The following is a 14,891-nucleotide window of genomic DNA, read 5'->3' as shown; positions in this document are numbered from 1 at the left end:
ACTCTTGTAGATTTTTTAATGATTCTCCCCATTGTTGGATGGTTTGATTCGTTTGTCCATGCATGGAGGTAATATCGTTAAATTTTACGTGATAATTCATTTATCATCTTCCTTAAACTTCTAAAAGTAAATTATGTTTGTAAAAAATAGTCGCTCTCAATTGGTATTATAGCATAGTGACTTAAAAAAAATGAGAGAATAAGAAGTTTAATGATATAAAAATAAGCAGTCATTGACTGCTTATTTTTATGGATTGGTATTTGTTTAGGAGGGAGTTCTTTTATTTTCTCTCCTGTGCAACGTAGGCTTGAATCGCGTCGCAAGCATATTGCCCAACGCCTTTTCCGTATTTATCCAAGTTCGTTCTGAATTCTTCGTTTTGAGCGTAGCCAAATCCGATGCTTGAGAAGACGTCGATGGGGCAGTCGAACGCGTAGGCGCACATGTGTTGGTGGAGTTGTTTTGCTAAATCCACGTTCATAGCGTCTGTTGCTGGAAGGCCTTTTTCGATATTTTCAGCAAATGCGAACCAGATCTTGTTAAAGCCGTCAGCTACGATTTCTTCTTGTCCTTTTTGTTTTGCTTCGGCTTCGTTCATTACTTTTTTACCGTATTTTTCAGTCGCGGCCTGTTTATATTTTTCGTTATCTTTAAAGGTGAACCCTTTGAATTTTTCTTCTGTTGTCATTGTCATTTTCCTTTCTTTCGACTCAATGGTCTTTTCTAATGTGTCGATTAATGTTAGAAGACGTTCTTTTTCTTTGTGCATTAAAATCAACTGATGTTTCAAGTGAGGCAACAGATCTTCCTCTTCTTGTTTCATGAGAGTTTTGATATCTTTTAGTGAAAATCCTAAATACTTATAGTATAGGATGGTTTGAAGGAGGGACAATTCCTCTTCACTATAGTAGCGGTATCCATTCTCATGTTTTTTGGGGGATAGTAAGCCGATTTCGTCATAGTGGTGTAAAGTGCGCACTGATACACCACTGATTTCGCTCACCTGTTTGATTAAATACATATTTTAACCTCCTAACAATTTGAAGTATAATCTATAACGTTACGTAAGAGTCAACCCTTTTCTCTTTCTTTTTTTCTTTTTTCTTACAATAAGAAACGAAGAAGGAGGACACCGCCCGTTTTAAGAAGCAGTTCCCCGCCTTCCCGGCACAAATCAGTCTCGGACCAACACCAGCACAAAAATACGATTACTTCAGTTACGCGTTTCCGAAGAATCGGACGGATTCTATAGAAGCAATAGTGGGGGATGGCATTGAATGCGAATAAGAGAGCGTAGGGATTGATTCCGTACGCTCTCTTTGAGGCTTCAAAGGTGAGAGACTATAGGATCGAACCGGTGCCCCATTATCGCTTCTATGAAGAAATCCGTCTGGATTCGAAGGAAACGCAACTGAAGTTGCGTATTTAAATGAGCACCCCATCTAAGTGGTCGATCTCATGTTGGATGATTTGCGCCGTGAAGTCGGTGAACGTTCCCGTATGCTTCTTGCCGCTTGGATCCGTGTAAGCTACTTCAATCGTTTGATAGCGCGTCGTTTTCTTCGTTCCAGTATGACTTAGACAGCCTTCTTCTGTTTCATAGGGTCCTTGCTTCTTCGTAATACGTGGGTTCAACATCACCAAATCCATCGGTCCAATCGCAACGATAATAATGTTCTTGTTCACGCCAATCATATTCGCCGCCATCCCTACACATCGGTCGCGGTTAGCACGAAGCGTATCTTGCAGGTCGCGGACTACCTGAGAGTCGGCTTTCGGGTCGGCTGGACTAGATTTTTGGCTCAAAAAGAGTGGGTCTTTCATAATTGGTTTTTGCATGAGTTTTCTCCTTTATACGGTCATTCTGAAAAAGATTTTTGCAATTTCTTCGGGACTTTCCACGGCTCCTTTTTGAATCCAGTGGATGAAAATCGCGCTATTACTATAGATAAACACTTCGGTAGCATAATCTGCCGGAAGCGGATAGACACTCTGAATCGTTTCTTGAATCGGAGTGATTTGCTTCGTTAATTCATAGAGAAAGTCATGAATAAGTTTGGTCGTGTAGTTGAAGCGATTTAAAGTCATCGCGTGAATAAAGTCGAAGTCTTCTCTTAAATACTCGAAGATTTTCACGATGCTTGGCAAGGCCTCTTCCTTATTTTTTGGATTTCCTTCTTTTAATAGAATTAAGATATTTTGCAAAATCTCGTCGATGAGCTGGTTCATCATATCGAATTTATCAACGTAATGGAGATAGAAGGTTCCACGGTTCACGCCGGCTTCTCTAGTGATATCACTTACGCTAATGGCTTCGAAGTCTTTTTCTCTAAGCAATCGGGTGAGAGCGCCTTTTAGATCAGTTTTGGTTGTTGTTTTCCGTTTTTGTGTCGTCATTCTTAAACTCTTTTCTTAAATCAACACATTGTTGAATATTGTGTATTGTTTTTTCGCTACTGCTAGTATAGAGTAAATACGAAAGAGAATCAACACGTTGTTCATTTAACGATTGTTGGTAGGAATGAGGGATAGACATGGCTTATATCGAAATGAAGAATAGCTATAAACGTTATCAAGTCGGCGATACAGAGATTATCGCGAATAATGATGTGAATTTTGAAATTGAAAAAGGGGAGTTAGTCATTATTTTAGGGGCCAGCGGTGCAGGGAAATCGACGGTCCTTAATATTTTAGGAGGAATGGATACCAACGATGAAGGGCAAGTCCTTATTGATGGCGTAGATATTTCAACTTTTGACGAAAAACAACTCACTTACTATAGAAGAGATGATGTCGGCTTCGTCTTCCAATTTTATAATCTAGTACCAAACTTAACAGCGAAAGAAAATGTGGAACTAGCGGCTGAAATCGTAAAAGATGCTCAAGATGCAGAGGAAGCCTTGAAGGCAGTGGGGCTTGAACGCCGCATGAATAATTTCCCTTCTCAATTATCCGGTGGGGAACAACAACGAGTATCGATTGCACGTGCAGTTGCGAAGAATCCAAAACTCTTGCTTTGCGATGAGCCAACAGGAGCGCTCGACTACCATACCGGAAAACAAGTGCTTCAAATTTTGCAAGATATGTCGCGTAGCCAAGGGGCAACGGTGATTATCGTAACGCATAATTCTGCGCTGGCGCCGATTGCCGACCGAGTGATTCGGATGCATGATGCACGTGTTCAAAGTATTGAATGTAACCCAAATCCACAAGATATTCAAACGATTGAATATTAGAAGGGGTGAGAATTGTGACTAAGAAAACCTTAAACAAGGATATTCGAAACTCCCTTCGTCAATCAAAGGGACGCTTCCTATCGATTATGCTCCTCATGATGCTGGGGGCGTTCAGTTTGGTCGGATTGAAAGTGTCTGGCCCGGATATTGAAGATACCTTGAACAGCTATATGGAAACTGCCAACGCTGCCGATTTATTCGTGGTGGCAGGCTACGGTTTAAGCGCAGAGGACCAAGTAGAGATAAAACAAGAGAATGCCGTTGTGGAGTTCGGCTATTTTGTGGATACGGTGATTGGCGATACGCCTAACGCGATTCGTGTCTTCTCACAGACGACCGATATTTCGACATTCGAGTTGATAAGTGGCGCGTTTCCTACAAAATCAAATGAGGTGGCGCTTGACGGGGTGATGGCCGATCAGTACAAGATTGGCGATACCATTCGATTGAATGAATCCGGAAATAACACTTTACTGAAGGGACATGAATTTACCATTACGGGGTTTGTGAACTCCAGCGAGATTCTTTCGAAGACGATTAAAGGGGTATCGAGTGCGGGAAGCGGGGATCTTAGTGGATTTGCCGTAATGCCAAAAGACGCGTTCGATTCTGAAGTTTATACGATTGCGCGACTTCGTTATCCGGATTTGCGCAAATGGAAAACAACGAGCCGTGAGTACTCTGACAAGGTGACGGCGTTGCAACAGGCGCTTGAAGAAAAGTTAGCCGACAATGGAACGGCGCGTTTAGATACATTGAAGACGCATGCTGACGAGAAGATTTCAGAAGGAAAAGAAAAGATTACCGATGCCAAAACGCAGCTTTCGGACGCCGAGAAGAAACTGGCAGACGGTAAGAGCGAAATCGAAAAGAACGAAAAGACGCTTGAAGACGGGCAAGAAGAAATCCATAGCAACGAAGCAACACTTGCCTCAGGAGATGAAAAGCTTAACGCGGCGTGGAAACAGTTGGAGGCAAGTCGTGCGCAACTCGAGAGTGCGCGTGTGCAAATCGAACAAGCCGTGGCGACTTTAGCCGAAAAGAAAGAACAGTTAGAGGATGCAAGTACTAAAATAACCCAAGCGGAGACGCAACTTGCTGCGAAAAAAGAGGAACTCGCAAGTGGAAAAGAGCAGCTTGAAGCCGGTAAGACGCAATTAGTGCAGGCCAAAGCGCAACTAGAAACAGGTAAGACAGAACTCGAAGCTAAAAAGACAGCCTTAGCACAAGGGAAGGCACTACTAGCCAGCGACCCGGATGCGGCTGCGGCAAAAGGCATTACCGAAGCTAGCCTTCAAGCGATGGAGACAGCTTTAACACAGGCTGAAAACCAGCTTACTCAAACCGAAGCGACACTTCATGCCAAAGAACAAGTGCTCGCTCAAAAAGAACAAGAACTTACAGCTGGCCAAACAGCGATTTCAAATGCTGAAGCAGAATTTGCATCGAAGAAACAACAATTACGCGCAGGGCAAGAAGCGTACCAACAAGGTTTAGCGAAGTATTACGCTAGTTACAGCCAGTACGTCGATGGGCTAGAACAATATCGCCAAGGTGTGGCGGCCTTTGAAGCCAACGCCGGAACTTTAGAAGAAGGAAAGGCAAAATTAGCCGAAGCCAAGAAAACGTTAGCGGACGGTGAAGCAAAACTCGCGGACGCAAAAACACAGCTAAAAGAAAGCGAAGAAACTTATAATGAGAAGAAAGAAACTGCCGATAAAGATATCAAGAAGGCTGAATCCGAACTTGAAAAGGCGGAAGTGGACGTTTCAAAACTCACGAAGCCGAAGTACTCTGTCTACACACGTTCGACGATGCTTGGAAGCGAAGGGTTCTTCAATATGAAGACGACGGCTGAAGGAATTACGTCGGTGGGGAATCTATTCCCGATTGTGCTTTATGCCGTGGCCGCACTCGTGACGGTTACGACGATGACGCGTTTTGTGAATGAAGAACGCATCAATGCTGGGGTGTTGAAGGCACTCGGTTATGAAACCAAAGACGTGATGAAGAAGTTTGCCGTGTATGGCTTTACAGCAGGGGTCAGTGGTACAGTTTTTGGAATCTTACTTGGAACGTACGCTTTGCCAAGTGCTTTGGGTGCGACCTTGATGAAGGATACGGTATTGCCAAGTATCCAGTTGAATTTCCATCCGCTCATTGCCGCGATTGCGATTCTTTGCTCGCTCATTTGTAGCGTAGTACCTCCGTTATGGATTGCTCGCCGCGAACTGCATGAGCAAGCATCGGCCCTTCTCTTGCCGAAAGCTCCCGTGGCTGGGGCAAAGATTTTCCTTGAGCGTATTCCATTCATCTGGAATCGTCTTAGCTTCACGCATAAGGTAACAGCACGGAATATTTTCCGCTATAAACAACGGATGCTGATGACGATTTTCGGGGTAGCCGGTTCCGTGGCGCTTCTCTTTGCAGGGCGTGGAATTCTCGGGTCTCTTGATGGGATTGCTGATCGCCAGTTCAAGGAAATCGTCACCTATGATGCGATTGTTTCAAAAGAGGCTGTATTAACCGTTTCAGAAGAAACAGCGTTACATAACTATTTAACCTCTTCAAGCGTGACTTCCTATAGCGACGTCTATAGCGAATCGGTGACGCGTGAAGTGCCAGGGGTGGACGATGAGCAGTCTATTACGGTGCTTGTTGGGAATGAAGACAACCTTTCTCCATATTTACATTTGAATGATGCGAAGACGAAGAAAGCCGTGACGCTTCCTGAAGATGGCGTGTTGATTTCCGAGAAGTTAGCCAAACTCTTAAACGTGAAAGCAGGCGACACCTTTACGCTTCCGAATAAGGACGGTGTGGATGTGACATTAACGGTCGGTGGTATCGTGGAAATGTACGCTGGGCACTTCGTCGTAATGACGCCAGAAGTGTACGCAAAGGCTTATGGAGAGGTGCCAAAAGACAACGCGATTTTCGTACAGTTTAAAGATAAAAACGCCTCTAGCGTACAAAAAGCCGCAGCGGACTTAATGGCTCTTGACGGTGTAAAAGCAGTCGTGCAAAACACGTCTATGGTGAGTCGTATTGATACAATTGTTGGTTCATTGAGTCGTGTTATGATGATTTTAACAGCCGTATCGATTTTACTAGCGGTTGTTATCCTATATAACTTAACCAATATCAATGTAGCAGAACGGATTCGCGAGCTCTCAACGATTAAAGTGCTTGGCTTCCTAAACAAAGAAGTCACGATGTATATTTACCGCGAAACGATTTTGTTATCGGTCATCGGGATTGTTGTGGGGCTGTTGTTTGGGCGAGTGTTGCATAGGGTAATTATTGAGACGGTGGCGCCGGGGTTTGTCATGTTTAATCCCGCTGTCGGATGGTTTGTATATGTGTTGCCAAGTGTGATTGTGATTGTCATCTTGGTGGCACTGGGGTATATGGTGAACCATCTTCTCCAACGAATCGATATGCTAGAAGCCCTTAAGTCTGTGGACTAGGAAAGCAAAAGTAATATAAGCAAAGAAAAATTCTTACGGATTCATCAATAATGATTGTAAGTCGGGTACCGGCTGTAGTCTATTGTCTACAGCCTACCGAGCTTCAAACTGACTCTAGGAAATAAATTTCCAGAGTCAGTAATTCACATCGGTTACTAAACCGTACTACAATCCTTATTGGATCCGTAGGATTTTTTTCTTTGCTTTTTTATGTCCACAGACTTGGGGTTCTGCTTATGGAGCAGGGGTCACCTATACCGCAGGGCAACAATATACAAACCGTCCTTTTTTAGAGAGGGACGGATGGGGTTTCCGTTCGTCACCCGCAAAGCTCCACAGACTGAGTGTGGCGTATGATAATTCCCATATCCCAATCAAGTTGACATATAGAAACCTTCCTTTAGATAACAGGAAATGTGCATAAAAAAACGGAGCTGGGAGGCTCCGTTTTTCTATTCAAATTCAAGTTGTTTTGGTTTCAAAATGGCGGATGCGATCGTGAAGAGGATTGCGCCTATGAATGTTGGGACAATCCACTCAAGGCCGTATGTGGCTAGTGGGAGGGTTCCAATCCAAGTGGCTGCGTCTCCTAGTAGGTTTCCGCCTAATAATTGTGAAAGAGTGTTGATTCCTTGTACGAGGCCCACGATTCCAGCTCCAACGACAGCTCCAAGATATGTCCAGTCGTATGGGATGTATTGGTCGAAAGCCGAGAAGAGAATGAGTGCAATCACGATTGGGAAGATGAACGTTAACACTGGAACGGCGAGGTTAATCAGTGAGTCCACGCCGACAAGTGAAATGATGAATTCCACCGCAACCGTTACAAGGATGGTTTTCTTATAAGGGAGTTTCCCTTTAGATACTTCTTCGAAATATTGACCACAAGTGGTTGTCAGTCCAATCGCAGTTGTGAGGCAGGCGAAGCAGACAGCAAGTCCCATTGCCAGTTGTCCCCATGAGCCGAGTAAAGTTTTAACAATGGTTGTTAAAATAACAGAACGTTGCGCAGTTGAGTCAATAACTGTGCTCATGCTGGCCCCGCTGTAAGCTAGGGTTGAGTATACGACAGCGAGTAGGACGAAGGCCACGATGCCGACGCCGAACATCATTCTGAATTGCTCTTTTCGATTTAAATAGCCACGACGCGTGATATCTTTCATAACGACTCCAGCTAAGAGGGGAGCTCCAAGCACGTCCATGGTTTGGTAACCTTCTTTAAATCCTTGTGCGAAAAGTCCACTTCCATCTGTTGTCGCAAAACTTGCATTGGGTTGAACGATGGCAGCCACAAAGATACACAAGAGAATAAGTAAGAGAATTGGTGTTAAATATTTTCCGATAGCATCCATGACGGAGTTTTCCTTGTACGTAATCCAGAGGACGATGCCAAAGAATACGAGCGAAGTAATCCATTGAGGTGCGCTTGGAAAATACGATTGTACGAAAATTTCATGCGTTGATGCCCCAGTACGTGGGACGGCAAAAATGGGTCCGATTAAGAGAACGCAGATAGCATTCAGGACGCCTGCAAAAACAGGGTGAATCCGTCGTCCGACTGCTAGTGCACTTCCGCCAAGAGTGGCCACGACCATTACGGCAACAACGGATAGAAGTGGATCACTGATTAAAAATGCAAGAGTAGCAGTTCCCCAATTTTCTCCTGCAGTCACTCCTAGATAAGGTGGAAAAATTAAATTTCCAGCTCCAAAGAAGATGGCAAACAGAGCAAAACCGATAATGATAATATCTATGAATTTCTTTTTCATTGAACCACATCCTAACATTAAAAAATAATTAAAAATAGTTTAACATAAACTAAGAACGAATGCACTCGAAAACGAAAACAAACGTTAAATAAAATAGTTTCTTTATTGTTCGTTTTTAGGTATAATAAAGCGTGCAAGAAAACCATTTTAAAGGAGCGTAACTCATAAATGCGTAAAGTTTATTTAAACCACGATGGTGGCGTTGATGATTTAGTATCATTATATTTACTATTAAAAATGGAAGACGTGGAATTAGTAGGGGTCGGCGTTATCGAAGCGGACTGCTATTTAGTACCAGCAGTGGAAGCCAGCAAGAAGATTATTCATAAATTTGGATCTGAAAAAGACAAACAATTGAAAGTTGCTTCTTCAGACTCACGCCCTGTGAACCCATTCCCGAAAGAATGGAGAATGCATGCCTTCACAGTGGACGCACTTCCAATCTTAAACGAACATAAACCAATCACGGTGCAAGACTCACCATTAAAAGCGCACGAAGATTTAATCCGTGCCTTAAAAGAATCGGATGAGAAAGTGGACCTTGTTTTCGTAGGACCATTAACAGACTTAGCACGTGCATTAGACCAAGACCCTACAATTGAAGGAAACATCGGTAAACTTTACTGGATGGGTGGCACTTTCCTTGATATGGGGAATGTGGAAGACCCTGAACACGACGGAACTGCAGAGTGGAACGTCTACTGGGACCCATTTGCGGCAAAACGCGTTTGGAAATCAGGCATCCAAATCGAACTTGTGGCGCTTGAAAGTACCAACATGGTGCCATTATCTCTTGATGTCCGCGATCGTTGGGCAAGAGAACGTGCTATCGAAGGCGTTGACTTCTTAGGTCAATGTTATGCCATCGTTCCGCCGCTCATTCACTACGTAACGAATTCTACTTATTTCTTATGGGACGTGTTAACGACCGCTTCATTCGGGAAAGAAGACCTTGTGAAACGCTCTGTGGTAAACAGTGACGTAATTGTTGCCGGTGCAAGCCGTGGCCGTACCGTTAAAGCCGAAAATGGCCGCCCAGTCGACCTTGTTTACCACGTCGACCGCGATGCCTTCTTTGACTATATTACTGACTTAGCGAAATAAGAATATAAAACCTTACTATTTTTATTATCTACCCCCTTTTGCTAACAAAAAGTGAAGGGGGGATTTTTAAAGCCTTCTTTATTAAATTTTAAGAAAGGGTTTACAAATTAGTTGTATAGTATTATACTTGGCGTATAGTGATAGTACAAAAAAGTGTATTTTATATCGGGGGTGCATTTTATGTTCGTTTAAGTGAAGGCAGTTTCTGTTGTACAAAAAAATGTATATTGAACGGAGGAGTTAAGATGTTGAAAAATAATAGGAAGAAAATGTTACTAGTTACTGCTGCTCTAAGTGTTTTCGGGTTAGCAGGGTGTGCAAATAAAGTCGTTCCTCAAAGTTCAGAAACAACGGTTGTGGCTGAGAATAAAGAAAACAATGAGTCGTCAAAAGCTCTTGAAAAAGCAATTGATGCAGTTGCTTTTTCTTATGTGAAAAGCCAATTAGCAGAGGCAAACCCTAAAGCAACTCCTGGAGCTCAAATTGTGGTTTTAAAAGACGGGAAAATCGTTTTTAAGAAGAGCTATGGAACGATTCAAGCATTTGATTTTTCGAAGAATCCTGCTGAAAAGATTGAGAATCCCTCTGCAGTTACTAATGAAACGCTGTTTGATTTAGCCTCAGTTACGAAAATTAGTGCGACAACTCAAGTTTTTATGCATTTAGTATATGAAGGGAAAGTGAAGTTAGACGATAAGGTAACGAAGTATTTACCTGAATTTGGAAAAAATGGAAAAGAAGATGTGACGATTGGTCAATTGCTCAGTCATACATCCGGTCTGCCGCAATGGAAAGCAATTTATTTATACTCGAACAATCGACAAGATACTTTGAAATATATTGAAGAACAAAAATTAGAATTTAAACCTGGAGAGTATAAGTACAGTGACTTAGGTTATATGACTTTAGCGTTTATTGCAGAAAAAATTACAGGAGAAGCATTTGACAAATATGTTGCTAAAACGATTTATGAACCGCTTGAAATGAAAAATACGATGTTTAACCCAACTAAAAATGGTGTTGATAAATCAAAAATTGCGGTAACTTCATATGGAAATCCTTTTGAAAAAATGATGATCGATGAAGTAAACTTCCCTAAATTTGGATACGACATGACAGCAGATAAAGAAGCATTCGAAAAATTCAATGGATGGCGTAATTATGAGCTCCAAGGCGAAGTGAATGATGGGAATGCTTTTATGGCAAATGAAGGATACGCTGGTCACGCAGGGTTATTTTCAACTGCTACAGATTTATCAACCTTATATCAAGTTTTAGTAGATAAAGGAAAACGAGGAGATACGGTTCTATATGATGAAAAAACCGTGGAACTATTCTTACAAGACGTGTTTAAAACAAAATCAGGTTCAATTCAATCTTATGGGTATTTAAAGAATGCTGGGTGGATGCAATCTTTGGCGGAAGATGCGATTGGACACAATGGATTTACTGGCACTTATGTAACAATTTCTCCAAAAAATAAGATAGTAGTAATTGTTCTGACCAATAAAATGAATAATGGGCAACAAAAATCTGGAAATTATAGTAACACTCACGATTTTGCTAGTGCAGTCAATTATGCAGTTCATAATGAATTTTTAAGTGAAAAATAGAGGAGGATGTTAGATGAAAAAAATTGTAGTTGGTGGGCAAATTGATAAAGAGGAAGTAAAAGCTTTAGTGCTTCAGTATGGTTTACCAGAAGATAGCGTTGAAGTGAAGAGTGATTTGGATGCTGCGATGGCTATTAAATCTGGTACAGCTGATTATTATATTGGAGCTTGCAACACTGGCGGTGGAGGAGCTTTGGCGATGGCTCTAGCTCTTTTAGGAAGAGATAATTGTGTGACAGTTTCGATGCCTGGAAAAATAATGCCAGAAGAAGAAATTAGGGAAAATGTTCGAAGTGGAAAGAAAGCATTTGGATTCACTGCACAACATAAAAATGATGTCGTTCCAATTATCATGGAAGAACTAAATAAAATTTAATAGAAAAAGAGGGAAAGATGATGGATAAAACTTTAGAATTAATAGTTATTGCGTTGCTAGGCGCTTTGTGCTCAATTCTAGCGAATAAAGGGATTGCTGTTTTTAATGATGGGTTAAGACCGATTCTTCCAGAATATTTAGAAAAAAAGATTGGTAAAAAGGAATTAGCAGCAACAAGTTTTGCATTAAGTTTTGGATTGGTTATCGGATTTGGTATTCCAGTATCGATTGGAGCTTCCATTATTTTAGTGCATAGTATTTTATTAATGACAGATATTATCGGTTCTTGGGCTCCGGAAGGAAATATTGGAATGGTAGTATCAGGTGTAGTCGGAGCACTCTATGGTGTAGGTCTTGTGTTAGGTTTACAAGCTGTAGTTGATTTGTTCAATATGTTACCAGTGAACTTTATGCCTGCACTATCTTCTGTAGGCTCGCCTATTATCGTAGGATTTAGTATTTTCCCTGCAATTGCGATTGCAAGTCAACATGGATTTAAAAAAGCAGCAATCACGCTATTAGCTACTTTATTGGCTTTGTTTGCAGTAAAACAGTTTGGAACGATTAAATTAGAAGCGACTACCATTAAACTAAGTGCAGAAGGTATGTCTTTACTTGTAGGTATGATTTTCATGATTGTATTTGCAATGCAAGTAAAAGGAGATGGAAGTAATTCTAATGAGACTTTAGTGAGCGTATTCTTAGAACGTGTAAATAGAATTAAGAAAAATTGGATTTGGTTATCAATCACAGGGGGACTTGTATCAGCGTCTACTAGTTTAATGATTCTTGCAGGAGACCCAATTTCATTAAAATTATTGACTGAAGGAAAAATTAGTGAAGCTGCTTTAGCTGCATTTGCGAGAGGGATTGGATTTATTCCATTAGTATTCTCAACAGCAATTGTAACAGGGGTTTACAGCCCAGCAGGAGCGACGTTTGTATTTGTTGTAGGGATGTTACTAAATGGTAACCCATTAGTTGCATTTATTGCAGGTGCGGCATTGATGTTTGTTGAAGTTCAATTGTTAGCATTAGTGGCTAAAGGATTAGACAAATTCCCTGGAATTCGTGAAATGGGTGAACATATTCGTACAGCAATGAATAAAGTCTTAGAAGTAGCTTTATTAGTTGGTGGTGCTATTGCATCTGAAAAAATTGCACCTGGGATTGGATACTTCTGGGTAATCGGATTGCTTCTTCTAAATAGAAAGGCTAAAAGCCCTATTGTTGAACTAGCTATTGGACCAGTTGCAGCAATCAGTTTAGGAATTATTGTTAATATTCTTTACATGGTTGGATTATTCACACCAGTTGCTGGATAGGAGATTGTTGATATGACGTTCATAGATGGAATTACTTATATGCACGAGCATACGACCATTGATTTATCTAGATTAAAAAATATTGATGATACTAACTTAAATTGCTTTGATGAAACAGTAGAAGAATTTAAAAAATTATATGATAAAGGGGTTCGTAACATCGTAGATGTTACGAATCTTGATATGAGAAGAAATCCTTTATATGTTCAAAAAGTTGCTGAGCTTAGTAAGATTAATATCATTCAAGCGACAGGCTTTTATCAAGATAAATTTTTACCAGATTTTGTAACAGATGCTAGTGTTGAAGAATTAGCTGATTTAATGCGTAGAGAGATTCTGGAAGGGATTGACGGTACCAATATAAAAGCTCAAATTATTGGCGAAATAGGGACTAGTAAAAATACAATGACTGATAGAGAGAGAAAGGTTTTTCTCGCTTCGTCAATTGTTCATAAAGAGTTGGGAGTTCCAATTACCACTCATACAACCCTTGGAACATATGGTCACGAACAAGTTGCCTTCTTCAAAAAAGAGAATGTAGCCTTAGATAGAGTAATTATTGGCCATGTTGATTTAACAGGAGATGTAAATTATATTCTTAAAATGTTAGATGAGGGAGTCTATGTAGAGTTTGATACTGTTGGTAAAGAGAATTACCAACCAGACTTATTGCGAGTAGAAATGTTAAGAGAAATCGAAAAAAGAGGGTATGAAGATAAGGTGTTCTTATCTATGGATATTACGCGGAAGTCAAACCTAGAATATCAAGGTGGAATAGGGTATTCTTATCTGTTAGATCGTTTTGTACCAATGTTACGAGAAGGTGGAGTGTCAGACAAATTCATTCGTAAAATGTTAATGGAAAATCCTAAACAATTTTTGGCAAGGAGTAAAAAATGAAAAGTTATCCTTTAAAAAGTTTGACACTCGCAGAAGCGCAAGAAATGCAATTCAGGTTAGTAGATGAGATTACTAAAGTCTTTCCTGGAAATGAAATTTTAACTAGGGGAGATTTAGGAGTAGTGAAAGGTCTCAATCAACCTGTGTATACAGGGAAGGTTGAAAAAGTTATTGCAAACTTTTTTGATGCAGATGAGGCGCTATTAGTTAGAGGTTCAGGAACAAATGCGATAAGACTTGCTTTGCATGTGGGTGTTAACCGTAAAAAGAAAATATTAATTCATGATGCGCCCATTTATCCTACTACAAATGTGAGTTTTGAAATGTTAGGTATTACATTTGAAAAAGTGGACTTTAACGATTTAAATGCTCTGAGAGATATTATAAAAAGTAAAGAAATAACATCGGCTCTAGTTCAAATTACAAGACAGCTTCCTTCAGATTCTTATGAAGCTGAAACGGTAATTAAAACAATTAAAGAGTTGCGCCCTGATATGTTTGTGATAACAGATGATAACTATTCTGTTTTTAAAACAGATAAAATAGGGGTACAGTATGGAGCTGATGTTTCTTGCTTTTCAACTTTTAAGCTTTTAGGACCAGAAGGAATAGGATGTATAGTAGGCAAGTCAGAATCGATACAAAGCTTGAAAAAAGAAAACTATTCTGGTGGAGGACAAGTCCAAGGTCATGAAGCTCTAGATGTTTTGAAAGGAATGATATATGTTCCAGTTTCTCAAGCTATTTCCGCGAAAGTCGGCGAAGAAGTTTGTGAGTTACTAAATAAAGGAGCTATTGAGGCTGTTAAAGAAGCAAATATAGTAAATGCTCAATCGAGAGTTTTGATTGTAGAATTAAAAGAACCGATAGCTGAAGAAGTTATTGAGGAAGCAACAAAATTAGGCGCATTGCCTTATCCTGTAGGGGCAGAGTCGCAATATGAGTTTTGTCCTCTATTTTATAGAGTTTCGGGGACTTTTAGAAATGCAGATCCGACTGCAGAAAAAAGATTGATTCGTATTAATCCGAATCGCTCTGGGACTAAAACCATTTTAAGAATACTGAAAGAATCAATAGAAAAAGTAAAAGAGTAAAAAA

At 40.6% G+C, this 14,891-nt stretch carries 12 protein-coding genes; 8 read left to right on the top strand and 4 right to left on the bottom strand.

Annotation, left to right across the window (positions count from 1 at the left end):
• Window positions 1–280: 280 nt before the first annotated feature.
• The 3 genes from Q0594_RS04525 to Q0594_RS04515 form a co-directional block, all read right to left on the bottom strand.
• A complete protein-coding gene (locus Q0594_RS04525) occupies window positions 281–1,021 on the bottom strand; it encodes a MerR family transcriptional regulator (RefSeq protein ID WP_298730032.1) in 741 nt (246 codons plus the stop codon).
• A gap of 404 nt (window positions 1,022–1,425) precedes the next feature.
• Entirely contained in the window at window positions 1,426–1,839 is a 414-nt protein-coding gene (locus Q0594_RS04520) for a peptide deformylase (RefSeq protein ID WP_298730030.1), read from the bottom strand.
• A gap of 12 nt (window positions 1,840–1,851) precedes the next feature.
• Window positions 1,852–2,397: a TetR/AcrR family transcriptional regulator gene (locus Q0594_RS04515; protein WP_298730029.1), complete on the bottom strand. Its 546-nt coding sequence runs from the start codon at window positions 2,395–2,397 to the stop codon at window positions 1,852–1,854.
• A gap of 137 nt (window positions 2,398–2,534) precedes the next feature.
• Here Q0594_RS04515 and Q0594_RS04510 point away from each other — a divergent pair, with 137 nt between their 5' ends.
• Window positions 2,535–3,236 carry an ABC transporter ATP-binding protein gene (locus tag Q0594_RS04510; protein WP_298730027.1) on the top strand — a complete coding sequence of 234 codons (702 nt, stop codon included), beginning with the start codon at window positions 2,535–2,537 and terminating at the stop codon, window positions 3,234–3,236.
• 14 nt (window positions 3,237–3,250) lie between these two features.
• A complete protein-coding gene (locus Q0594_RS04505) occupies window positions 3,251–6,706 on the top strand; it encodes an FtsX-like permease family protein (protein WP_298730024.1) in 3,456 nt (1,151 codons plus the stop codon).
• Window positions 6,707–7,158: 452 nt separating this feature from the next.
• Here the strand turns inward: Q0594_RS04505 and brnQ are convergent, their stop codons facing one another.
• Window positions 7,159–8,475, bottom strand: coding sequence for a branched-chain amino acid transport system II carrier protein (gene brnQ, locus Q0594_RS04500; RefSeq protein ID WP_298730022.1), 1,317 nt, complete (start codon window positions 8,473–8,475; stop codon window positions 7,159–7,161).
• Window positions 8,476–8,643: 168 nt separating this feature from the next.
• Between brnQ and Q0594_RS04495 the strand changes: the two genes are divergently transcribed.
• The 6 genes from Q0594_RS04495 to Q0594_RS04470 all read left to right on the top strand — a co-directional run bounded on the left by Q0594_RS04495 (window position 8,644) and on the right by Q0594_RS04470 (window position 14,887).
• Window positions 8,644–9,579, top strand: a complete 936-nt coding sequence (locus Q0594_RS04495; RefSeq protein WP_298730020.1) for a nucleoside hydrolase — start codon at window positions 8,644–8,646, stop codon at window positions 9,577–9,579.
• A gap of 245 nt (window positions 9,580–9,824) precedes the next feature.
• The gene (locus Q0594_RS04490) at window positions 9,825–11,192 is read left to right on the top strand and encodes a serine hydrolase (protein WP_298730018.1); all 1,368 of its coding nucleotides are present in this window, start codon (window positions 9,825–9,827) and stop codon (window positions 11,190–11,192) included.
• A 13-nt stretch (window positions 11,193–11,205) separates the two neighbouring features.
• Window positions 11,206–11,568 (top strand): DUF2620 domain-containing protein, encoded by a 363-nt coding sequence (locus Q0594_RS04485; RefSeq protein ID WP_288294828.1) that lies wholly within the window; start codon window positions 11,206–11,208, stop codon window positions 11,566–11,568.
• 20 nt (window positions 11,569–11,588) lie between these two features.
• Complete coding sequence (locus tag Q0594_RS04480; protein ID WP_298730034.1) at window positions 11,589–12,893, top strand: YhfT family protein; 1,305 nt, start codon at window positions 11,589–11,591, stop codon at window positions 12,891–12,893.
• Window positions 12,894–12,905: 12 nt separating this feature from the next.
• On the top strand, window positions 12,906–13,793 hold the full coding sequence (locus Q0594_RS04475; protein WP_298730016.1) for a phosphotriesterase-related protein: 888 nt from the start codon (window positions 12,906–12,908) through the stop codon (window positions 13,791–13,793).
• Window positions 13,790–14,887 (top strand): aminotransferase class V-fold PLP-dependent enzyme, encoded by a 1,098-nt coding sequence (locus tag Q0594_RS04470; protein WP_298730014.1) that lies wholly within the window; start codon window positions 13,790–13,792, stop codon window positions 14,885–14,887. Before Q0594_RS04475 ends, Q0594_RS04470 begins: the two co-directional genes overlap by 4 nt.
• Window positions 14,888–14,891 lie beyond the last annotated feature (4 nt).

Source organism: uncultured Granulicatella sp. (assembly GCF_938030755.1).
Taxonomy (GTDB): Bacteria; Bacillota; Bacilli; order Lactobacillales; family Aerococcaceae; genus Granulicatella.
This window is presented reverse-complemented; position numbering and strand designations above follow the sequence as displayed.